The sequence below is a fragment of the Streptomyces sp. SAI-127 genome (assembly GCF_029894425.1).
Classification (GTDB): domain Bacteria; phylum Actinomycetota; class Actinomycetes; order Streptomycetales; family Streptomycetaceae; genus Streptomyces.
The window spans coordinates 2,494,476-2,517,043 of sequence record NZ_JARXYJ010000001.1 but is presented as its reverse complement, the minus strand read 5'-3'; the positions used below and the strand labels follow the sequence as shown (position 1 = coordinate 2,517,043).

Genomic DNA, 22,568 nt, shown 5'->3' with positions numbered 1-22,568 from the left:
GCATGACACACAAGGCTCGGCGGGACGGGGAAGCCCGCAAAGCCCTTTCCGCACACGCCCGTTCGCGTCCGCTCTGGCGACAACGCCACTTCGCCGTCTTCTGGGCCGCCCAGACCCTCTCCGTCCTCGGTGACTCCTTCGCCCTGATCGCCCTGCCCCTGCTGGTACTCGAGGCGACCGGCTCCCTGGCCCGGATGGGGCTGCTGACGGCGGTGGGCGGGGCGGCCGCGGTCGTGGCGGCGGTGTTCGCCGGGGTCGTGGTCGACCGGGTCGACCGGCGTCGGCTGCTCATCGGCTGCGACCTCGTGCGCCTGGTGCTGTACGGCGTGATCCCGCTGGTGTGGCTGTTCGGGCCGCAGGTCTGGCTGCTGTACGCGGTCCTGCCGCTGTGCGAGGCCGTCGGCACGCTGTTCGCCGTCGGCTACGTCACCGTCGTACGCAGTCTCGTCGGGACCGGGCAACTGACCGAGGCCAACGGGCGGTTGAACGCGACCGCGGCGGCGGCCGGCGTACTGGGCCCGCTGTGCGCGGGCATGGTGGCCGCCTGGACCGGACCGGCCGCCGCCGTCGGGGTGAACGCCGCGAGCTTCGGGGTGTCGGCGCTGTGCACGGCCTTCGTCCGGTTCCGGGCGCGGCCCGCCGGAGCCGACGGCGAACGCACCGGCCTGTGGCGGGACTTGCGCACCGGCGTGACCTTCCTGCGCGGCCATCCCGTCCTGCGTGCGCTCACCGCGCTGCTGTTCGTCTTCAGCTTCCTCACCTTCGGCCTGAACGACCTGATCATCTACCACCTCAAGCACGACCTGGGCCACGACGACGACAGGGTCGGCACCGTCATGGCCGTCGGCGCGCTCGGAACGATCACCGGCGCCCTGCTGGTGGCCCGGGCCCGCCGCCGGCTCGGCTTCGGCGTGACCTGGACGGCCGCGGTCGCGGTGTGCGGGCTCGCCTTCGCCGGCATGGGCTGGGCGCGGGACGTGCCCGTCGTCGCGGCCCTGAGTGCCGCCTTCCTGGCCTGTGTCGCCGTGGCCGGCACCTGCTCCATGTCACTGCGCCAGGAGGTCACCCCGGAACCGCTCCTGGGCCGGGTCACCGCCGCCTTCTGGACCCTGCACTACTCGGCGGCCCCGATCGGCGCGGCCGTCCTGACCTGGGCGGCGGAGCACCAGGGCACGGCCCCGGTCGGCGTGGCCGCCGGTGCGCTCTGCGTACTGATCGCGATCACGGCTCTGTTCACCCCGGTCCGGCGGGCCTGAGACCGCGTCCTCCGGGCAGGGCCCGACCTCACCCGTTCACCCCCGCATAATGCCGAAGACTCCACCGCCACAGCACCCGCGCCCCCAGGTACGCCACCACCCCCAGCAGTGGCGACACCGCCGCCAGCCAGTACGGGACGCCGGTGTCGTGGCCGTGGCCGGTCAGGACCGCGGCCGGGAAGTAGGCGACGAAGGCGAGGGGGAGGCCGTAGGTGAGGAGGCCGCCGACCGCCTTCGGGAGGACGTTGAGGGGGTAGCTGCCGAAGGTGCCGAGGAGTTCCTCCAGCCAGCGGCTCCAGTAGTCGGCGGCCGGGAAGCGCAGCGCCGCGCAGGTGATCGCCGTGAAGAGGGCCGCTTCCAGGAACATGCCGCCGATGATCGCGGCGATCAGGTAGGAGATGCGGCCCGGTGTCCAGTCCAGCTGGCTGCGGCTCAGCGCGCCGACCATGAGGCCCACCGCGACCGTCAGGTCGCCGATCGCGTTGGTGGGGAAGAAGGCCAGCTGGAGTTGGCGGTACACCGGCATCGGGCGAGTCAGGTAGATGTCGATCCTGCCCTCCTGGATCTGCCGGCCCGCGCCGTGCACCCGGCCCAGCAAGAGGACGAACAGTCCGTGCGCGAGCATCCTCGTCGCCGGGATCAGCAGGACCTCCGAGCTGTCCCAGCCGCCCATCCCGGTGAACCGGGTCAGCAGCACCGTGGCGAACACGATCACCGACACCTGCCAGATCGCGCCGATCGCGATCATCAGCAGGAACTCGGTGCGGTACTCCAGCTGGGCACGGAAGTTGAGGCGCGTGACACGCCACGCGATCCGCATGCCGTTCACTGGCCTCAGCCTCCTTGGGAGATGACGCGGCGGGCGGCCCGCCGCCACAGGAAACGGGTGAACAGGAAGAGCGCCACGACCCAGAACGCCTGGATCGCCAGCTGTTCGAAGGCGTCGGAGAGCGGGATGCGCCCGATGTAGAGGGACAGCGGCACGCTCAACGTGGCCTGGAACGGCAGGAATGTGCTCAGCGTGATGAACCAGTCCGGGAAGAACCACAGCGGCGCGTACACACCGGACAGCAGGTTCTGCGCGAAGATCAGGATCAGCATCGCCGCGTTGTTGCGGACCGTCCAGAAGCACAGCTGGTCCAGGGTGAGCAGCACGAAGTACAGGACGCACTGGCCGAGCAGCAGACTCAGCGCGAACACCCCCGCCACCGCGGCCGACCTGGGCGGATCCACCACGCCGGCCGCGAGACAGACCAGGTAGCCGCCGAGCGCCCATGCGAAGCCGTACACCTGCTCGCCGAGGGCGCGCAGGGCGTGGTAGCGCTGGGGCGGCAGCGGGCGCAGGTACCAGTAGACGATCGTGCCGAAGTGCATGTGCTGCAGCACGGTGTCCCGGCCCGCGTACTGGTCCAACTCCCGCAGGCGGGAGGCGAGTACGGCCAGCACGGCGTACGTGACGGCCTGGCCCTCGGTGAGGCCCGCGGTGGTGCCGGTGTGTGCGTACAGGCCGTGCCACAGGGAGGCCACCAGGACCACCTGGACGGCCAGGCGGACCAGGACGGCCGTCATCCGGGGCGGCGCGTGCAGCTCGCCTAGCGGGGTGACCCGGGCGGCGCGCCAGGCGTGCAGGACGGCCATGTCAGACCGCCTCGGCGTGGACGTAGGCCGCCCGCATCACGTCTTCGAGGTCGGCCTCGTCGATGGCGACGCCCGTCACCTCGTACCGCTCGATGACCGCCTTCAGGGCCTGGTGCACGGTGGGGGAGTCCGGTCCGTCGGGGCTCTCGGGGCCGAACACGACCTGGGGGCCCTCCTTGCGCAGCACCGCGATCCCCGGCAGTGGGACGACGTCGGTGTGCGCGTCGGCGAGGGTCGCGCGGACCTGCCAGGTGGAGCCGAACCTGCGGCGGATCTCGTCGAGGCTGCCGTCGAGGACGAGCCTGCCGTGGTTGATCAGGACGACCCGTTCGGCGAGCCGCTCGACCTCGGTCATGTCGTGGGTGGTCAGCAGGACCGTCCGGCCGCGCTCCTCCACCTGGTGGCGCAGGAACTCCCGCACCTGCTCCTTGACCACCACGTCCATGCCGATGGTCGGCTCGTCGAGGAAGACGACCGGCGGGTCGTGCAGCAGCGCGGCGGCCAGGTCACAGCGCACCCGTTGGCCGAGGGAGAGATGGCGCACCCGGGTGTCCCAGAACGTGGAGAGTTCCAGGATGTCGTCGAACTCCTTGAGGCGCGCGGCGTGTTCGGCCTTCGGCACCTCGTAGATGTCCCTGAGGATCGAGAACGACTCGCGCACCGGCAGGTCCCACCACAGCTGGGTGCGCTGCCCGAACACCGCGCCGATGTTGCGGGCGTTGCGTTCGCGATCCTGGTACGGCACCACGCCCGCCACCCGGGCCTCGCCGGAGGTGGGTGTGAGGATGCCGGTGAGCACTTTGATGGTGGTGGACTTGCCGGCGCCGTTCGGGCCGAGCAGGGCGAGGAGTTCGCCGGGTGCCACGTCGAAGGTGATGTCCGAGACGGCGTGCTTGGCGACCCGCTCCGGGTTGACCAGGGAGCGAAGGGTGCCGGCGAGGCCGGGGCGACGGACGGTGGTGTGGAAGGTGCGGGACAGGCCGCGAACCTCGATGCTTCCGGGCACGCTGTGAACTCCCTTGTTGCGAACAAGAGTTACGGCCGGTCGGCTTGGAGGGCCGACCGGCCGCGGGTACACCATGACCGTCGCAGAATCCCGATCACATTGGCAATGGACTAACCCACTGGTGAATTGGACTAATCGATCACCAGGAGGTCACCGGGGGAGCACCGAGAAGACGAACGAGAACTCCGCCGGCTCGGCCCGCAGGTGGTACTGCGGCAGCGGGCCCGGTCCGCAGGACTGTGAGCCGATGCCGTGGTGGCCGTGGTCGAGGTTGACCCAGACCGTGTCACCGGGGGTGAGGTCGGTGAGGTGAGTGGCCGCGTCCAGCTGCTCGGTCGTCCAGCGCCGGGCGGTGAAGGAGAACTCCGGGTCGCCCTCGATCCGCAGACCGCCGAGCTCCACCCAGCGGACGTCGGCGCGGGCGCCGTTCTCCTGCGGGCGCAGATACGGCGTCTGCAGCTCGTCCACGCTCGCCTGCCAGCGCCCGACCATGGACGCCTTCCGGGTGTCCGGGTAGGCCTCGCCGGGGCCGCCGCCGTACCACTTCACCTGGTCGGCCTCGGGGAGTCCGAGCCGGATGCCGAGCCGGGGCAGCGGCTGGGTCCACTCGCCCTCGGGGCCGACGGACACCGTCAGGCGAAGCCGCGAGCCGTCCGAGGTCCAGCGGTACACGACGGCGAGCCCCACCTCGCGAGCGGCGGGCGCGACCCGGGTCCGGACCGTCAGCGCGTCCTCGCCCAGGTCCACCGAGTCCAGCCGGTGCCGCATCCTGTGCAGGCCCAGGGTCCGCCACAGCGTGCTGTAGCGGATGCCGGAGGCCCACTCCGTGCCCTCGTCGTTGTCGGTCGTCGCCCGCCACACGTCCAGCCGCGGGCTCTCGACAGCGACCCCGCCGATCGTCTTGAGCGCACCGGTACGGCCGTCGAAGGACGCCGGACCCAGGGTGATCAGCTTCTCGCCGCGCACCGGCCGGTCGGTGGGCGCGACGGAGGGCCGTACCCCTGACGAAGCCGGGAACTGGCCCCACGCGACGACGTGGTCCTTCGGCGCCCAGGCCGTGTCGGACGCCAGCAGCGCCCGCACCGTCCACTGCGCCTCCGCGGCCTCGTGCGCGGGCGGCTCCGGCAGCTTCAGGTCCGCCGACTCCCCGGGCGCCAGCGCCGGCACGGAGAGGGTGCCGGCCTCGACCGTCTCGCCGTCCACCTGGTACGACCACTCGAAGGCGAGCCCGGACAGGTCGGCGAAGTCGTACGTGTTGGTGATCCGTACGGTGCCGTCGGCGCCGTCGATGCGGACCGGCTCGATGACCTTCTTGTACTCGATCAGGCCGGGGGAGGGCGTGCGGTCCGGGAAGATCAGGCCGTCGCAGACGAAGTTGCCGTCGTGCAGCTCCTCGCCGAAGTCGCCGCCGTAGGCGTAACCGAGCTCGGGATGCTTGACGCCGTGGTCGATCCACTCCCAGATGAAGCCGCCCTGGAGACGGTCGTACTTCTCGAAGAGCTCCTGGTAGTCGGCGATGCCACCGGGGCCGTTGCCCATGGCGTGGCCGTACTCGCACTGGATGAAGGGGAGTGCGCGGCGCCCCAGGGTGCCGCCGTCGAGCTCCTTGCCGATCTGCTCGACCTCGGCGTGGTTCGCGTACATCCGCGAGTACACGTCGGTGTCCCGGCAGTTCCAGTCGCCCTCGTAGTGCACCAGGCGCGAGGAGTCACGGCCGTGGATCCACTCCGCCATCGCGGTCAGTCCGCGGCCGGTGCCGGCCTCGTTGCCCAGCGACCAGAAGACGATCGAGGGGTGGTTCTTGTCCCGCTCGACCATGCGGGCCGCGCGGTCCAGGAGGGCCGGGGTCCAGCGGTCGTCGTCGACGGGGTTGTCCCGCCAGTCCTGCTCGGTGAAGCCGTGGGTCTCCAGGTCGCACTCGTCGATGACCCACAGGCCGTACTCGTCGCACAGGTCCAGGAAGGCCGGGTGCGGCGGGTAGTGCGAGGTGCGCACGGCGTTGATGTTGTGCCGCTTCATCAACAGCACGTCCTCGCGCATGGTCTCCAGATCGAGGGTGCGGCCCTTCTCGGGGTGCCACTCGTGCCGGTTGACGCCCTTGAACAGGACCGCCTTGCCGTTGACCTTGATCAGCCCGTCTTCGAGGACGACCGTACGGAAGCCGATCCTGAGCGGGACCCGCTCGCCCTCGGTGACCAGCTCGCCGTCGTAGAGCCGGGGGCTCTCGGCGCTCCACGGCGCCACCAGGGTGGTCGCCGTCTCACCGGTGGCGACATCGATGTCGAGGGCGGGCACCAGCACCCGGCCGTCGACGTCGGAGTCGACACGCAGGGTGCCCTCGCCCGTCAGGTGGTCGTAGGAGGCGTGCACGAAGAAGTCGAGGACAGCGCCCGCCGGGCGGTGCAGCAGGGTCACCTCGCGGAAGATGCCCGGCAGCCACCACTGGTCCTGGTCCTCCAGGTAGGACCCGGCCGACCACTGGTGCACGCGGACCGCGAGGACGTTGTCCTTCGGCTTCAGCAGATGGCCGACGGCGAACTCGTGCGCGAGGCGGGAGCCCTTGAACTCGCCGATGTCCGTGCCGTTGAGCCAGACCCGGGCGCAGGACTCGACACCGTCGAACCGGATGACCGCGCCGCCGTCGGCGGGCCAGTCCTCCGGCAGGTCGAAGACGCGCAGGTGGTCGCCGGTCGGGTTCTCCGTCGGAACGTGCGGCGGGTCCACCGGGAAGGGGTACAGGTGGTTGGTGTAGATGGGCAGCCCGAAGGCTCCGTCTCCCTGGAGGACCCAGTGCCCGGGGACCGTGACCTCGGCCCAGCCGTCGGCGTCGTATCCCTCCTCGGCGAAGGAGTCGTCCTCGGCGTCGGCGGTCGCCGAGAGCCTAAAGCGCCAGGCGCCGTCGAGGGGCAGGGCCTTCGCGTCGGAGGAGGCGTACCAGGCGCGGGGCGGAAGGGCCCCGCTGCCGGGTGAGACGTCCTCGACGTAGTCGAAAGCGCTGGTCGTGCGGAAAGACATCGGTCTCCAGGTCCTGAGAGAAAGGCGTCAGCCCTTGATGCCGGTCTGCGCGATCCCCTGGACCAGCCAGCGCTGGAGGAAGAGGAACACGAACACCAGGGGCAGGATGGAAATGGCGGTGGCCATGAAGATCAGGTGGAAGTTGACGGTCTGGTTGGTCATGAAGGAGGACAGTGCGACCTGGACGGTCCAGGAGCTCGGGTCCTGGCCGATGACCAACGGCCACAGGAAGGCGTTCCAGCCGCTGATGAACGTGATCGTGGCCATCGCCGCGAAGAAGTTCAGCGAGTTGGGTACGACGATTCGCCAGTATGCGCCCCAGTAACCGAGCCCGTCCACGCGTGCCGCCTCCTCCAGCTCCTTCGGGAACCCGAGGAAGTACTGCCGGAACAGGAAGCAGGTGAAACCACTGAACAGGCCCGGGATGATCAGACCGCGGTAGGTGTCGATCCAGCCGAGGGACGAGACCAGCACGAAGCTGGGCACGAAGGTGACGGCGGTGGGGACCATCAGGGTCGCGAGGACGACGTAGAAGACCTTGTTGGCGTGCTTGTAGGGGATACGTGCCAGGCCGTAGCCGGCCAGGGAGCAGATCAGCAGGGTGCCGATGGTCATGGAGACGGCGATCACCGTCGAGTTCCACATGGACCTGGCGAAGTCGACCGTCGGGTCGTCGAACAGCTCGCTGATGTTGCCCCACTGGAAGGAGGGCAGCAGCTTCCAGTTCTCGCCCGTGATCTCCGGGTCCGTGGAGAGGGAGTTGCGGAGGATCAGGTAGAAGGGGAGCAGGAAGAGCAGGGCGGCGATACCCACGGCGATGTACAGGCCCGTGTTGCCGAGGACGCCTCCGTGCTTCTTGCGGCGCTCCTTGCCCACCTGAGGTGCGGTGGTGGTCACTTGGAGTCCTCCCCCCTTCCGAAGCCCATGAACTTGCCCTGGAGGAGCGTGACGGCGCAGATCAGCAGCGTGAGGATGACGGCGCCCGCGCTGCCGGCGCCGTAGTCCTGGTTCTCGCCGAGGGCGGTCTTGTAGAGGACCATGAGCGGGGTCTGACCCCAGGTCGCCTTGGTCGTGATGATGTTGAAGAACTCGTCGAACGCCTGGTAGGCGGCGACGAGCAGCAGCAGGATCACCGCGGTGGAGGTGGCGCGCAGCTGGGGCAGCGTGATGTACCGGAAGGTCTGCCAGCCGGGCTTGGCGCCGTCGATCGCGGCGGCCTCGTACAGCTCCGCCGGGATGTTCTGCAGCGCGGCCAGGAACAGGATCATGTAGAAGCCGGCCTGCAGCCACAGCCGTACGGTCACGATGACCAGCCAGTACCAGGGCGGGTTCGGGTCGGACAGGTAGGCGATGTTCTCGACGCCGAACCAGCCGAGCACCGTGTTCATCAGGCCGAAGCGGACACCCGTGAAGATGGACATCTTCCAGATCAGCGCGGCGGCGACGTAGGACACGGCGGTCGGCAGGAAGAACACCGACCGGAAGAACGCCCGCATGAACCGCAGCCGGTGCACCAGCATCGCCAGGCCCAGGGACAGGGCCCAGGTGAGGGGCACGATGAGCGCGGCGAACACCGTGAACGTCACCAGGGAACCGGTGAAGTTGGAGTTCGTCAGCATGCTCTTGTAGTTGTCGAAGCCGATGAACTTGCTCGGCGTGACGGTGAAGCGCGCGTCGAAGAAGCTGAGCCAGATGCTCCAGACGATCGGCACGAAGACGAAGATCACCAGGCCGATGAGGAACGGCCCGGTGAAGAGCCAGAAGTTGAAGGTCGGGTTGCCCCGTAGACCCCGCCGCGGCCGGGCCGGTGAGGCCTTGGCCGGGGCGGGCTGGGCGACCCCGCGCGTGGTGGTGGTCGACATGTCGTGGTTTCTCCGTCGACCTATCCGAAGAGCTTCTTGAGCTCGGCGTTGACCTTCTTCTCCGCGTCGGCGAGCGCGGCGTTCGGGTCGCCGTTCTTACGGACGCTGTTGGCGAACGCGTCGGTGAGGGCGGTGATCATCGCCTGGGTCCAGCCGATGTTGTCGAAGTGCCCGAACTCGTTGAAGAGCTTGACGCCCTCGGCCGGCAGACCCGACTTGAGCTTGGTGGCGGACTGGGCGATGGAGGTGCGCGGCGGAATGTGGAAGCCGTACGAGGTGGCCCAGTCCTCCTGGTACTCCTTCTGGTCGATCCACAGCCACTTCACGTATTCCTTGGCCGCGTCCACGTTCTTGCCCTTGGCGTTGACGAACATCGACCAGCCGCCGTTGTAGACCGACTGCTTGCCGTTGTCCCCGACCTTGGGGAAGGGGAAGACGCCGAGGTCGTCGCCGAGCGCCTTCTGCATCGCGGGCATCGCCCACATGCCGCAGAACTGGATGGCACACAGGCCCTGGTTGATCGCCGACGGGTCCCAGTAGTCGGCCGGGGCGTCAAGGAGCAGGTTGCCGCTGGTGAACAGCTGGCGCAGCTGCTTCATGCCGGCGACGACCGCGTCCGTGTGGAAGGCGGGCTTGTTGTCGGCGGTGAGGGTGTCGGCACCCGCCGACCAGAGGAGCGGGTTGATGGCCGGCGTGAGGTCGTTGCCGAGGAAGACGCCCTTGACCTTGCTGGTGGTGAGCTTCTCCGCCGCCTCGAGCAGCTCGTCGAGGGTGGTCGGCACGTCGACCTTGGCCTTCTCCAGCATCGACTTGCGGTAGAAGAAGAACTGCGGGTCGTCGATCATGCGGACGCCGTATATCTTCCCGTCCACGGTGTGCGACTTGATGTCGGCCGGGTTGAAGTCGTCCTTGACCGGGTTGATGATGTCGCTCAGGTCCGCCACCTGACCGCTCTTGACCATCTGGATCTGCGGGTGGAACTCGAAGACGTCGGGCGCGTTCTTGGTGAGCAGGGACGCGAAGAGCTTCGCCTCGAAGTTGTTGCCCGTGATCCAGTTGGTGGTCACGTTGGCGTCCTTGTACGCCTTCGCGTACCGCTTGATCGCCTGCTCGGTGCCCGCCTCGCCGTAAGCGTGGAAGAACTGGACGAGCCCGTCGCCCGATCCTCCGCTGCTCCGCCCGGTGTTCCCGCCGCACGCGGCCAGCCCGCCGGCGGCGGCCAGGCCCATCGCGGCCCGCAGAACGTTTCGACGGTCCCAGTTGCTGTTGCTCAATGCCGACATGCTGACGTCCTTGTCTCGAATACGGCTACGGCTCTGTGCCATGGCTCTGCGGCTCAGTGCCAGGTGGCTCAAATGGACCTGCGGTGCGGGACGTTAACCTTCGGCTAAGGCTTCGGCAAGGGGTTGGACGAAGTCTGCACGAAGCGTTGTGCGGCGTTCGGGATACCGGACACCCCGGGGTCACGGGCCGCCGCACCAGCGGCCCGCAACCCCCTTGCGGATGTGACGTGTTACTGCTTGAACCAGGCCTGGTTGGTCCCGCCGTTGCAGGTCCACAGGCCGACCTTGCTGCCCTCGGCCGTCGCCTGTCCGCCGACGTCCAGGCAGGTGCCGGACGCCTCGCTGACGACTTGGCCGTTGGAGTTCAGCAGCCATTGCCGGCTGCCGTCACGGGTCGCCTCCGGGCTCGTCGTGAGCCCCGAACTCCCCGCAGTCAGATAGCCGTTCACGCCCTTCAGACGGCCCTTCGCGTCGTACGACCACACCTGCTCGGGCCCGCCCGTGCAGCTGCTGATCGCCGCACCCGAGGCGTTCGCGGTCAGGCACTTGCCGGACTGCTTGCCCTGGAGCGCGCCCGTGACCGCCGAAGTGCCGTGGCCCTTCTGGTCGAGGACGTACGTCGTGATGGACCGGGCCGGCAGGGTCGCCGAGGCCGTGCCGCCCTTGACCGCCGGCTTCGCGACGTTCGCCCAGCTCTCGGTCGCCGAGGTCCGCACGGCCTTGCTCGCGCGGACCGGCGCCTTGCTGTTGAAGCGCAGCTTCACCGCGGTGTCGGTGGTGTTGTGGTTGTTGACCACGACGACCCACTTGCCGTGGTCGTCGTACGTCGACACCTCGACGCCGTCCGGTACACCGGTCACGTTGTGGGCGACCGAGCCCGGCCGGACGAACTTGCTGTACTGGCCGAGCGCGTAATAGCGCTTGGTGAAGTACAGGGTCTGGTTGCCGTTGGTGGCGTAGTTGGGGTCGTAGTAGATCAGGCCGTCGTTCCAGCCCTCGCTGTTCTTCGCGAGGGGGTCGGAGCCGATCTGCTCCGAGAGGGCGACCCACCACTGGAACGCCGAGTCGTGCGCGGTCGCGAAGTCCTTGTAGATGATCCGGGAGAGGTTCAGACCACCGTCGATCGTGGGGTCGTACTCCTGCGCCCAGCCCGTGCCGCCGTTGCCGAAGCAGCAGATCTCCGTGGACCAGGACTGCTTGCCGACCGACTTGGACGTCTCGTAGATCTTCGCCCGCTGGTCGTCGCCCGGGTTGTTGTACGTGTGGTGGGCGAGCTTGTCGACGTACTGGGCGGTGTCCGGCTGCGAGATCCACTGCGGGACCTCGGTGTTGAAGCTGACCGTGCTGCTGGACTCGTCCGCGATGATGCCGGTCCTCTGACCGCGGGCCTGCTGCTCGGCGCCCAACGCCCGCACGATGTCGTCGCGTTGGTCGACCGGCACCAGCATGCCCTCCTGGCCGCAGCTGTCGAAGCTGTTGGTCGGCTCGTTGAAGGGGCTGATGTAGTCGAAGCGCACGCCCTGCTTGGCGAAGTGGTCCGTCACGTCCGCGACGTAGTCCGCGAAGTCCTGCGTGTTCTCCGTCTTCAGATAGCCGCCGCAGCTCTTGTCGTTGGTCTTCCACTGCGCGGGCGCGCTGTTGACGAAGGCGATCAGGTCCTTCACGCCGTACTTGGCGGCCGCGTACAGGAATGTACGGCCCGCCTTGTCCTTGCTCCAGTCGTAGGACCCGTCGTCCTTCAGGAAGTCCTCGGGAGCGCGCGGGGCGTAGGTGACCCCGGTGCCGCCACCGCCGATGTTGTAGCGGTAACTGCTCAGTGCCAGGCCGTCCTTGGAGAACAGCAGCTTGGACACCCGGGCCTGGACCTTCGGGTCGAAGTTCTTCAGGTCGTTGACCCACCAGGCGCCCGAGGCGCCGATGTTGTCGATGGTCTGGGCGGCGTGCGGGGACACCTCGGCCACCGTGGGGGTGGCGGCCGAGGCGGGCGGGGCGGATATCAGGGGTCCCGCGACAGCGAACGCGGCTGCGGCTGTCAGCAGGGCTGATCTCTTGCGGTGGGGGTGAGACACGTGCATCCCTTCCGTCGTCATGAAGGTGGTGCGGTACGGCTCCTAGCGGGGGTCGTGCGTCTTCGTCCTTGCCGGGGTGGTGCGTTTCGCGGACCTCTGCCCGACCGACTGGAGCGCCCCTTCGAGCGCGAACGTCGCCGCGCCCAGACACGCCGGGTCCGTCGGGATCGGGGAGAGGACGATCTCGGTGGCGGCCATCGGCCGGGGCAGCGCGTGCCGGGCGACGGCCTCGCGCACCTCCGCGACCAGGGGCTCGCCGAGGGCGGCCGCGACCCAGCTGCTGAGCACGACCACCTCGGGGTTGAACAGATTGACCAGGTGCGCGATGGAGGCGCCCAGATAGCGGGCGGTGTGCCGGACGACCTTGACCGCCACCGGGTCCTGGGTGAGCATCCCCCGGGCCAGCGCGGCGATCGTCGCCGTCTGGTCGCCCGGGTGCAGCAGCTCGCTGTCGGGGCTCAGCTCCCGCAGGTTCAGCATGATCCCGGGCGCGCCCACGTACGTCTCCACGCAGCCGTGGTTGCCGCAGCGGCACAGGCGTCCGTCCAGGACGATCGTGTTGTGGCCCCACTCGCCGGCGCTGTTGGAGACACCGCGATGCAGGGCGCCGCCCAGGACGAGCCCGGCGCCCACGCCGGTCCCGAGGGTGACCACCACGGCGTTCCCGCTCCCGCGCGCCGCCCCGAACCACAGCTCGGCCACGGCGACGGCACGCAGCGGGTTGTCCAGGTAGAGCGGGTAGGCGATGTACTCGGAGAGCAGGTCGACCAGCGGCACGTCGTGCCAGTCCCAGTTGGGGGCGTACTCCGAGATGCCGGTGGCGCGGTCCACCTGCCCCGGCACGCTCACGCCGACACCGAGCACCCGGGCGCCCTCGATCCCGGCCTGCGTGACCACCGAGCCGACGGCGGCGGCGACATGTCCGACCACCTGCTCCGGGAGGCTCTCGCCGGGGCTGACGTCCTCCTCGGCGCGGGCCAGCACGTTCAGCGCGAGGTCGAACAGCTCGACATGGACGTACGTCTCCGCGATGTCCACGCCGATCAACGCGCCCCCCGACGCGTTGACCGCCACGAGCCCCCGGGGGCGCCCGCCTGCCGACTCCTCGAAACCGACCTCCGTGATCATGCGGAGGTCGAGCAGCTCGCCGACGAGCGTGGCGACGGTGGCCAGGCTCAGCCCGGTGGCCGCCGCCAGCTCCTGCCGGGAGGTGGGCGACTCGGCGATGATCTGGCGCAACACCTCGTAGCGGTTCGCGGTGCGGATGTCACGTGATGTGCGCTTCATCGGGGCCGGCCCCCATCCCTTCGCTCATGCCGGGACGACAGTGGCACCGGCGCGGCGCAAGATTATGGGCTGCGGGGGACTTTGTACAAGGGGTTAGGAAAGGGGCTTTATAAAGTCAGTCGGCAAGTACGGCCCGGACGAAGGCGTTGGCGAATTTTCCCTCGGGATCCAGCTCACGCGCCAGCTTCCGGAAGTCGCCGAGCCTCGGGTAGCGCTCCCGCAGCAGGTCCGTGGGCGTGGTGAAGACCTTCCCCCAGTGCGGTCGCGCGTCGAAGGCGTCCAGCGCCTCCTCCAGCCGGCGCACCACCGGCAGGACGGCCGCGGTGTCCTCGATCCAGGTGAAGTGCAGGGCCACGGTGTCCCGGCCGTAGGAGGGGCTCAGCCACTGCTCGTCGGCGGCCACGGTCCGCACCTCGCAGGTCTGGAGCACCCCGGCGACCGTGTCCCGGATGCCGTCCACCGCGTGCAGCGCCTCGACGGCGTGCTCACGCGGCAGCAGGTACTCCGACTGGAGTTCCGCCCCGCTGCTCGGCGTGAACTCGGCCCGGAAGTGCGGCAGCCGGTCCTGCCAGGGCCCCGCCACCCCGAACTGCTCGGTGCAGTTGACCGCGGGCATCCCCGGCACCGGGTGCATCTTCGCGGTGGCGGGCGCGGCCCAGGGGAAGTCGGCGAGCGGCTGGTCCGTCCGCCGCTTGACCCATGCCTGCCGGAAGCCCGGCGCGCGCCAGTCCGTGAACAGGCTGACGCTGTACGCCGAGGCCATGACCGTCCCGAAGGTCGCCGAGTCCAGCCCGGTGAGGGGGAGTTCGGTGAAGACGTACTGCTCCACGTCGAAGGTGGGCACGAGGTCCAGGGTGAGCGCGGTGACGACACCGAGCGCGCCCAGCGAGGTGACGGCCCCGCCGAAGCGCGGGTCGTCCCGGCCGATGGTCAGCACGGAGCCGTCGGCCGTGATCAGCTCCACCTCGCGCACGGCCGAGGAGAGCGGACCGTTGCCGACGCCCGAGCCGTGGGTGCCGGTCGCGACCGAGCCGGCCACGGAAATGTGCGGCAGCGAAGCCATGTTGGGCAGCGCGAGGCCGCGGGTGTACACCGCGCGGGCGAGTTCGGCGTAGCGGACGCCGCCCGAGACCCGTACCGTACGGGCCGCCGTGTCCACGTCGATCACCGGCGGCAGGTCGGCGATCGACAGCAGTACGCCCTCGGGGCCCGGCTCGGCGATCTCGTTGAAGGAGTGCCCGCTGCCCAGCACCCGCACGCTCGCGCTGCCCGCGACCAGGGCGGCGATTTTGTCGAGCGAGTACGGCCGGTGCAGTTCCTTGGCGGAGTAGGTGATGTTCCCCGCCCAGTTGGTGATCGTCTCCGACATGTCCGTCGTTCCTCCTGGAAGTGTGTATGCGTTGACCCTCTCATTTGTCGGGGCCTACCGTAGAGAGCGTTTTCTACAACCTTTCCGTCGGTCTGGAGGATCACCACCTTGCCCGAGCGACCCCAGGCGCTGTTCGCCATGACCGCCGAGAACGTGCCGCTCGTCTTCCCGCCCGAGGCGCTGGCCCGGCTGCGGGAGTCCGTGGACATCGATCCCGGGCTGGTGGCCGAGGACCTCACCGACCCGGCACTCGCGGACGTCCTGGCCCGCACCGAGATCCTCGTGACCGGCTGGGGCTGCCCCCGCCTGGACGCGGCCGTCCTCGACGCGGCCCCGAAACTCCGTGCCGTCCTGCACTCGGCCGGCTCGGTCAAGGGCTTCGCCACTCCCGAGATCTGGCGGCGCGGGATCGCCGTGTCCTCGGCCGCCGAGGCCAACGCCCTGCCGGTCGCCGAGTACACGCTCGCCGTGATCCTGCTCGCCGGCAAGGACGTCTTCGTGCGCCGGGAGCGGCTGCGCGCCGAGCGGGCGTCTCCCGGCTGGGGGATCGTGCCCGGCATCGGCAACCACGGGCGGCGGGTCGGCGTGATCGGGGCGTCCCGGATCGGGCGGAAGGTGATCGAGCTGCTGCGGCCGTTCGACCTCTCGGTGAGCCTGACAGACCCGTACGTCGACGAGAGCGCGGCCTCGGAGCTGGGCGTCCCGCTGCTGCCGCTGGACGAACTCCTGCGCACCTCCGAGATCGTGACCGTCCACGCCCCGGAGACCCCCGAGACCCGGCATCTCATCGGTGGCCGCGAGCTGGCCCTGATGCCGGACGGAGCGGTGCTGGTCAACACCGCGCGCGGGTCGCTCGTCGACACGGACGCCCTCGTCGCGGAACTGCGGGCAGGTCGCCTCTCGGCGGTCCTCGACGTCACCGACCCGGAGCCGCTGCCCGCCGACTCGCCGCTGCACGAGCTCCCGGGTGCCTTCGTCACGCCGCACCTCGCGGGGTCGCAGGGCAACGAACTGGCGCGGCTGGGCCTGGCGGTCGCGGAAGAGGCGGAGCGGGTGGTGTCCGGGGCAGGGGTGGCGTTCCCGGTGGCGTTCGAGGCTCTGGAGCGCGGGGCCTGAGGCGTCGGGAGCCTGCCTGGTCAGGGGTCTGAGGCGTCAGTAGCCTGCCTGGTCATGAGCCCCGAAACGCACCCCGAGCCTCACCCGCGACGCCTCCCCGCGTCCCTCCCGCAGACCGAGCTCACCCGGCATCGCCGCCTGCGCGAGCAGGGCAGCCTGGACCGGGCCGATCTGGAGGCGATCCTCGACGCCGGTTTCGTCTGTCATCTGGGTGTGGTGGTCGAGGGGCGGCCCCTGGTCGTGCCCACGGTCTATGGATGGGACGCGCGACAGTTGTATGTGCACGGCTCGGTGGCGGGCCGCAGCCTCGCGGGCGGGACGCCGGTCTGTGTCACGGTCACGCACGTCGACGGGCTGGTCCTCGCACGGTCCGTCTTCGAGCACGGCGTCAACTACCGCAGCGCCATGATCCACGGCGAGGCCCGCAAGGTGACCGACCCGCAGGAGAAGCTGGCGGGCCTGCGCCTGCTGACCGACCACGCGGCGCCGGGGCAGTGGGCGTACGCCCGGCAGCCGAGCCGGAAGGAACTCGCGGCCACCGCCCTGCTCGCCGTCTCCCTCGAGGAGGCTTCCGTCAAGATCCGTACCGGTGCGCCCGACGACGGCGACGGACCCGACGCGGAGCTGGGGCTGTGGGCCGGTGTGCTTCCGCTCACCTCGACGTGGGACGCGCCTGTTCCCGACCCGCTGCTGCCGCAGGAAACGCCCGTACCAACCCATATAGCTCGCCGTGAGGGGACCCGGCACGGGTGATGCCGGTGCGAGGGCATACCGTGAGGAGTCGGTCGTACGTCTGAGCCGGGAGGAGACACGGGATGGGCAGCCGTACCGCGCTGGTCGAGGATCTGATGGAGCGGTTTCCGCAGGTGCCGCGGGAAGCCGTCTTCAAGGAGGACCTGCTGCGAGGTGGCGTGGCCTTCGACCCGTCCGCCCTCAGCGACAACGAGTCGGGGGAGATGAAGCCGAAGTCGTACTTCATCTTCTCCTTCGACCACGGCACCCTGCCGGAGCTCGGCGAGGCCGCGCTGCGGCGCCCGCCGGAGGAGATCATCCTCACCGGCGGGCCGTACGACCTCAGGCGGACCGTGGTGTCGGTGCGGGTGAACCCCGCCTCGCCCTACCGCGTGGCGGCCGACGACTCCGGCATGCTCGGGCTCTACCTCGACGGCAAGCGGATCGCCGACGTGGGTGTGCCGCCGATGCCGGAGTACTACCGGCACAAGCTCTCCAACGGCAAGTCCGTGATGGAGGTGGCCCCGACCATCCAGTGGGGCTACCTGATCTATCTGACCGTCTTCCGGGTGTGCCAGTACTTCGGCGCCAAGGAGGAGTGCCAGTACTGCGACATCAACCACAACTGGCGCCAGCACAAGGCGGCGGGGCGGCCGTACACGGGCGTCAAGGACGTGGACGAAGTCCTCGAGGCGCTCGAGATCATCGACCGGTACGACACCGCCAAGGTCTCCACGGCCTACACGCTCACCGGCGGCGCCATCACCTCGAAGCTCCAGGGCCGGGACGAGGCCGACTTCTACGGCATGTACGCCAAGGCCATCGAGGAGCACTTCCCGGGCCGCTGGATCGGCAAGGTCGTCGCGCAGGCGCTGCCGAAGGACGACGTGCAGCGCTTCAAGGACTACGGCGTGCAGATCTACCACCCCAACTACGAGGTGTGGGACGAGTATCTCTTCAAGATGTACTGCCCGGGCAAGGAGCGGTACGTCGGCCGGGACGAGTGGCACAAGCGGATCCTGGACTCGGCGGAGATCTTCGGCGCGCGCAATGTGATCCCCAATTTCGTGGCGGGCGTGGAGATGGCCGAGCCGTTCGGCTTCAAGTCGGTCGACGAGGCGATCGCGTCCACCACGGAGGGCCTGCGCTTCTTCATGTCGCACGGCATCACACCCCGCTTCACCACGTGGTGCCCGGAGCCCACGACCCCCCTCGGCAATGCGAACCCGCAGGGCGCGCCGCTGGAGTACCACATCCGGCTGCTCCAGGCCTATCGCCGGACGATGGACGACTTCGGACTGTCCTCGCCTCCCGGCTACGGCCCGCCCGGACCCGGCCGTGCCGTCTTCTCCGTGAGTTCCTTCATGGACAGCCTTCCGGCCCAGGAGCCGGTCGAGGTGTAACCCGGCACCGCCGAAACGGTTGGGGCGCGGGCCGCGGAGACCTTCGGGATCCGCGGCCCGCGCTTATGTGCCGAGGGATTTATCGACAAGGTGACCGGAGTGGCCGCGCTGCTCCGCACATTTCGCGATGAGATGCACCCGGTATCGAGATTTCCCGGCGTTCTTTCCGTATAACTCTCGTAACAGCGCTCCCGGTCGCGCGCTCCGGCCACTGGCGCGAACCCTCGGTAACCGATTTGAATAGCCTGCTTGTCAGTTGTGTGGGAGACGTGAAAGGGTCCTGTCCTGCCGCGAGGTTCCCCCCAACTCCTTTGCCAGTATGGCGAGTTGACCTCGCTTTGGATGCAGGAGACCCATGCCCGACCTGCCGACCCCCCAGGACGCCACCGAGGCCGCGCTGTTCTCCGAGTGCTGGGACGCCGTGCTGTCGTACGCCGATCTGTGCACGGCCGGCTCCACCGCCGCCACCGAGCTGGCCACGGAGGCGTTCTCGCTCGGCATGCGCGAGGCCCGTGAGGCGGAGGCCGCCGCCCGCGGTGCCGGCCGCCGTCCGGCCCGGCTGCCCCGAATACCCCTGCTGCTGACCGCCGTTCGCACGACGGCGGCGGACTGGGAGGCCCGGGGCCTGGGCCACCGGCTCGACCCCGATCTGCGGCTGTGGCTCAACTCCGACAAGGCCGCCCGCTACACCGGACCGCCGCTCCAGCGGCCGATCGCGCTGCGCGGACTGCGCGATCTGCAGGCGGCGGACGCCGAACTGCTGTGGCTGGCCGAGGTGGAGGCGCTGCCGCTGTCCGCGGTGGCCCGCCGGCTCGGCCTCGACCCGGCCACCGTGGGCGACGAACTCGCCCAGGTGCGCGGACTGTTCCGGGACCGCAGCCACCGCAACCATCTCGACATGCCGATGGACGCGCAGTGCCGCAGCTACGCCCGGCTGCTGGACGCGGTCACCCGGTCCACCTCCGGAGAGACGCCGGACGACCTCTCCCGCCACCTCGCGAGATGCCGGCAGTGCGCGGAGGCCGCCGCCTGTCTTCGACTGCAGGGCGGCGGGCTGCCCGCCGCCCTCGCGGGCGGGGTGATCGGCTGGGGCGGGCTCGCCTATCTGGAGCGCCGCCGCCGGGCCGCCGAGGTGCGCCTTGGCGCGGGGCGCCCGGAGGCGCTGGAGAGCGGGCCCCCGAACCCGGGCGCGCACAAGGCGAAGGTCGTGCGCAACGGCCTGCTCGTCGCGGCGGTCCTCGTCTCCCTGCTCGCCCTCGCCGTCTCGATGATGCCGGGCGACGACATGGAGAACGGCGCCGCCAAGCCCGGCACCGGTACCTCGGCCGACAGCGAGCCGGTGGCCAACCCCACCTCGTCCGTCCCCTCCGCCACGTCCCGGGCGCCCGGCTCGGCGGGCCCGTCGCGGACGGCCGGCGGGAACCCGTCCGAGTCCACGGGTGCGAAGAAATCCGACCCGGAACCCCAGGGGACCTCCTCCGCCGGTGCCGCGGAGCCGGAGCCCAGCGAGAGTGTCACGCCGTTCTGCCAGGTCGAGTACACCCTCGTCAACCAGTGGCCCGACGGCTTCCAGGGCGAAGTCACCGTCGCCACCACCGAGGCGCTCAGCGACTGGCGGGTCACCTGGTCCTTCAAGGACGGCCAGAAGGTGACGCAGATGTGGGACGGCAGTTTCACCCAGAGCGGCGCGAAGGTCACCGCGAGCGCCGCCGACTACAACAAGTCGGTCCCCGCGCACGGTTCGCTCTCCGTCGGCTTCCTCGCCTCCTGGCAGGGCAGGAACGCCCCGGCGTACGACTTCTCCCTCAACGGGAGGGAGTGCGTGAAGTCCTGACACCCGCGGTCGCGTCCTCGGCGGCGGTCCGTCACTTCGCCGCCCACAGCCCCCGGACGTGTCCGATGTGCCGGGTCATCACCTCGTGGACCGCGCTCTCGTCGCGGGCGATCAGCGCGTCGAGGAGTTCGAGGTGCTCCTCGGCGGAGGCCAGCAGTCGGCCGGACTTCACCAGCGGGGTGAGGCCGTAGAGCCGTGACCGCTTGCGGAGGTCGCCGACCACCTCGACCAGGTGGGCGTTGCCCGCGAGGGCGAGCAGGCCGAGGTGGAAGCGGGTGTCGGCCTCGACGTACGCGATGAGGTCACCGGACACCGCCGCCTGGACGATCTCCCGGGCGGCGGGACGCAGCGCCTCCAGGGAGACCGGGTCGGCGGTCGAGGCCAGCTCCACGATGGTGGGGACCTCGATGAGCGAGCGGATGTGGGTGTACTCGTCGAGCTGCTTCTCGGAGACCGCGGTGACCCGGAAGCCCTTGTTGGGGACGGTGTCGACCAGGCCCTCCTTGGCGAGGTCGAGCATGGCCTCGCGCACGGGGGTGGCCGACACCCCGAATCGGGCGGCGAGCGCGGGCGCCGAGTACACCTGGCCCGGGAGCAGTTCGCCCGCGATCAGCGCGGCCCGCAGGGCGTCGGCGACCCGCTCCCGGTAGCTGCTCTTCTTGCCGCCGAGAACGGGCAGAGCGGGGGTGCTGGATCGTTGGGCGGCCATGAGGGGCATCTCCTAGTGGTGCAATGTCACGCGGCACCCGGCATTATCCTCGACGCCCTCGGGGCTCACAGGACGAATCCCGCCGGGAACGGATCGGTCGGGTCGAGCAGGTACTGGGCCGTGCCGGTGATCCACGCCCGCCCGGTGAAACTGGGCAGGACGGCGGGGCGGCCCGCCACCTCGGTGGTGCCGAGGAGCCGGCCCGTGAACCGCGTCCCGATGAAGGACTCGTTCACGAACTCGGTGTGCAACGGGAGTTCGCCGCGGGCGTGCAGCTGGGCCATGCGCGCGCTGGTGCCGGTGCCGCAGGGGGAGCGGTCGAACCAGCCGGGGTGGATGGCCATCGCGTGCCGGGAGAGGTGGGCGGTCGCGCCGGGCGCGAGCAGGTGGACGTGGTGACAGCCGCGGATGGACGGATCCTCGGGGTGGACTGGCTCCTCCGCGGCGTTGATCGCCTCCATGAGGGACAGCCCGGCCTTCAGGATGTCGTCCTTGCGGGCGCGGTCGAAGGGCAGCCCGAACTGGTCCAGCGGCAGGATGGCGTAGAAGTTGCCGCCGTACGCCAGGTCATATGTCACCGTCCGCCCGTCGGCCAGTGCGATCTTGCGGTCGAGGGCGACGGCGAAGGACGGCACGTTCTGCAGGGTGACGTTCTTCGCCCTGCCGTCCTCCACCGCGACCTCGGCCACGACCAGGCCCGCCGGGGTGTCCAGCCGGATCGTGGTGACCGGCTCGACGACCTCGACCATGCCGGTCTCCACCAGCACGGTCGCCACCCCGATCGTGCCGTGTCCGCACATCGGCAGATAGCCCGAGACCTCGATGTACACCACACCCCAGTCGCAGTCCGGGCGGGTCGGCGGCTGGAGGATCGCGCCGCTCATCGCCGAGTGCCCGCGCGGCTCGTTCATCAGGAGCTGCTTGATGTCGTCACGGTGCTCACGGAAGTACAGCCGCCGCTCGTTCATGGTGGCGCCGGGGATCGTGCCGATTCCGCCGGTGATCACGCGGGTGGGCATGCCCTCGGTGTGCGAGTCGACGGCGTGCAGGACGAGTTTGCTGCGCATGGTCCGCTCTCCTTGACGAGTTACGCGAGTCCCGCGGCGGCGGCCTTCTCCGTGGCGGCCCGCACGACGGCCTCCCGCTCGGGCAGCAGGGGGACGCGCGGTGGACGCACGGGGCCGCCGTGCCGGCCGACGATGTCCATCGACAACTTGATCGCCTGTACGAACTCGACCTTGGAGTCCCAGCGCAGCAGCGGGTGCAGCTGCTCGTACAGCTTCTTCGCGGTGGCGAGGTCGCCGGCCACGGCTGCCCGGTACAACTCGACGGAGGCCCCGGGCAGCGCGTTCGGGTAGCCGGCCACCCAGCCCTTGGCCCCGGCGAGGGCGAGTTCCAGCAGGACGTCGTCGGCGCCGATCAACAGGTCCAGTTCCGGGGCGAGTTCGGACAGCTGGTAGGCGCGGCGGACATCGCCGGAGAACTCCTTGACCGCGCGGATGAACCCCTCGGCGTGCAGTGCGGCCAGCAGCTCCGGCACCAGGTCGACCTTGGTGTCGATGGGGTTGTTGTACGCCACGATCGGCAGACCCGCCTTCGCGACCTCGGCGTAGTGCGCGAGGACCGACCGCTCGTCGGCGCGGTAGGCGTTGGGCGGCAGCAGCATCACGGACGCACAGCCCGCGTCACGCGCCTGCTCGGCCCAGCGGCGGGACTCCGCCGAACCGTACGCGGCGACACCGGGCATCACCCGCTCACCGCCGATCGCGGCCACGGCCGTCTCGACGACCTTGGCCCGCTCCTCGGGGGTGAGCACCTGGTACTCGCCGAGCGAGCCGTTCGGTACGACGCCGTCGCAGCCGTTCTCGACCAGCCACGCGCAGTGTTCGGCGTACTTGTCGTAGTTCACCGACAGGTCGTCGTTGAGCGGGAGGGCGGTGGCGACGAGAACTCCGCGCCACGGATGAAGGCTGGTGGTCATGTGGGTCC

18 protein-coding genes are annotated in these 22,568 nt (G+C 69.8%); 5 read left to right on the top strand and 13 right to left on the bottom strand.

Annotated features, from left to right (window positions below):
• Positions 1–2: 2 nt before the first annotated feature.
• Positions 3–1,256, top strand: coding sequence for an MFS transporter (locus M2157_RS11715; RefSeq protein ID WP_280865213.1), 1,254 nt, complete (start codon positions 3–5; stop codon positions 1,254–1,256).
• A gap of 28 nt (positions 1,257–1,284) precedes the next feature.
• Here the strand turns inward: M2157_RS11715 and M2157_RS11710 are convergent, their stop codons facing one another.
• From M2157_RS11710 to M2157_RS11665, 10 genes are all read right to left on the bottom strand, one after another.
• Positions 1,285–2,085, bottom strand: coding sequence for an ABC-2 family transporter protein (locus M2157_RS11710; RefSeq protein WP_280865212.1), 801 nt, complete (start codon positions 2,083–2,085; stop codon positions 1,285–1,287).
• Positions 2,086–2,090: 5 nt separating this feature from the next.
• Positions 2,091–2,894 carry an ABC-2 family transporter protein gene (locus M2157_RS11705; protein WP_280861765.1) on the bottom strand — a complete coding sequence of 268 codons (804 nt, stop codon included), beginning with the start codon at positions 2,892–2,894 and terminating at the stop codon, positions 2,091–2,093.
• 1 nt (position 2,895) lies between these two features.
• Positions 2,896–3,900: an ATP-binding cassette domain-containing protein gene (locus M2157_RS11700; protein WP_057610992.1), complete on the bottom strand. Its 1,005-nt coding sequence runs from the start codon at positions 3,898–3,900 to the stop codon at positions 2,896–2,898.
• A gap of 150 nt (positions 3,901–4,050) precedes the next feature.
• Entirely contained in the window at positions 4,051–6,915 is a 2,865-nt protein-coding gene (locus tag M2157_RS11695) for a glycoside hydrolase family 2 TIM barrel-domain containing protein (RefSeq protein WP_280865211.1), read from the bottom strand.
• 27 nt (positions 6,916–6,942) lie between these two features.
• A complete protein-coding gene (locus M2157_RS11690; RefSeq protein WP_280861763.1) occupies positions 6,943–7,812 on the bottom strand; it encodes a carbohydrate ABC transporter permease in 870 nt (289 codons plus the stop codon).
• Positions 7,809–8,777: a sugar ABC transporter permease gene (locus tag M2157_RS11685; protein WP_280861762.1), complete on the bottom strand. Its 969-nt coding sequence runs from the start codon at positions 8,775–8,777 to the stop codon at positions 7,809–7,811. Before M2157_RS11685 ends, M2157_RS11690 begins: the two co-directional genes overlap by 4 nt.
• Positions 8,778–8,797: 20 nt before the next feature.
• Entirely contained in the window at positions 8,798–10,060 is a 1,263-nt protein-coding gene (locus M2157_RS11680) for a sugar ABC transporter substrate-binding protein (protein WP_280861761.1), read from the bottom strand.
• A gap of 230 nt (positions 10,061–10,290) precedes the next feature.
• Positions 10,291–12,135 (bottom strand): glycoside hydrolase, encoded by a 1,845-nt coding sequence (locus M2157_RS11675; protein ID WP_280861760.1) that lies wholly within the window; start codon positions 12,133–12,135, stop codon positions 10,291–10,293.
• Between the two features lie 36 nt (positions 12,136–12,171).
• Entirely contained in the window at positions 12,172–13,416 is a 1,245-nt protein-coding gene (locus M2157_RS11670; protein ID WP_280861759.1) for an ROK family transcriptional regulator, read from the bottom strand.
• A 115-nt stretch (positions 13,417–13,531) separates the two neighbouring features.
• Positions 13,532–14,785: a D-arabinono-1,4-lactone oxidase gene (locus M2157_RS11665; RefSeq protein ID WP_280865210.1), complete on the bottom strand. Its 1,254-nt coding sequence runs from the start codon at positions 14,783–14,785 to the stop codon at positions 13,532–13,534.
• 108 nt (positions 14,786–14,893) lie between these two features.
• On the opposite strand from M2157_RS11665, the gene M2157_RS11660 reads away from it, so the two are divergent.
• From M2157_RS11660 to M2157_RS11645, 4 genes are all read left to right on the top strand, one after another.
• The gene (locus tag M2157_RS11660; RefSeq protein ID WP_280861757.1) at positions 14,894–15,901 is read left to right on the top strand and encodes a hydroxyacid dehydrogenase; all 1,008 of its coding nucleotides are present in this window, start codon (positions 14,894–14,896) and stop codon (positions 15,899–15,901) included.
• 54 nt (positions 15,902–15,955) lie between these two features.
• Positions 15,956–16,654, top strand: a complete 699-nt coding sequence (locus M2157_RS11655; protein ID WP_280865209.1) for a pyridoxamine 5'-phosphate oxidase family protein — start codon at positions 15,956–15,958, stop codon at positions 16,652–16,654.
• Between the two features lie 62 nt (positions 16,655–16,716).
• The gene (locus M2157_RS11650; protein ID WP_280865208.1) at positions 16,717–18,036 is read left to right on the top strand and encodes a radical SAM protein; all 1,320 of its coding nucleotides are present in this window, start codon (positions 16,717–16,719) and stop codon (positions 18,034–18,036) included.
• A 355-nt stretch (positions 18,037–18,391) separates the two neighbouring features.
• Entirely contained in the window at positions 18,392–19,870 is a 1,479-nt protein-coding gene (locus M2157_RS11645) for a cellulose-binding domain-containing protein (protein WP_280865207.1), read from the top strand.
• 31 nt (positions 19,871–19,901) lie between these two features.
• Here the strand turns inward: M2157_RS11645 and M2157_RS11640 are convergent, their stop codons facing one another.
• The 3 genes from M2157_RS11640 to M2157_RS11630 form a co-directional block, all read right to left on the bottom strand.
• Positions 19,902–20,579: a GntR family transcriptional regulator gene (locus M2157_RS11640; protein WP_280865206.1), complete on the bottom strand. Its 678-nt coding sequence runs from the start codon at positions 20,577–20,579 to the stop codon at positions 19,902–19,904.
• 65 nt (positions 20,580–20,644) lie between these two features.
• Entirely contained in the window at positions 20,645–21,646 is a 1,002-nt protein-coding gene (locus tag M2157_RS11635; protein WP_280865205.1) for a proline racemase family protein, read from the bottom strand.
• A 20-nt stretch (positions 21,647–21,666) separates the two neighbouring features.
• Positions 21,667–22,560, bottom strand: a complete 894-nt coding sequence (locus M2157_RS11630; RefSeq protein WP_280865204.1) for a dihydrodipicolinate synthase family protein — start codon at positions 22,558–22,560, stop codon at positions 21,667–21,669.
• Between the last annotated feature and the right edge of the window lie 8 nt (positions 22,561–22,568).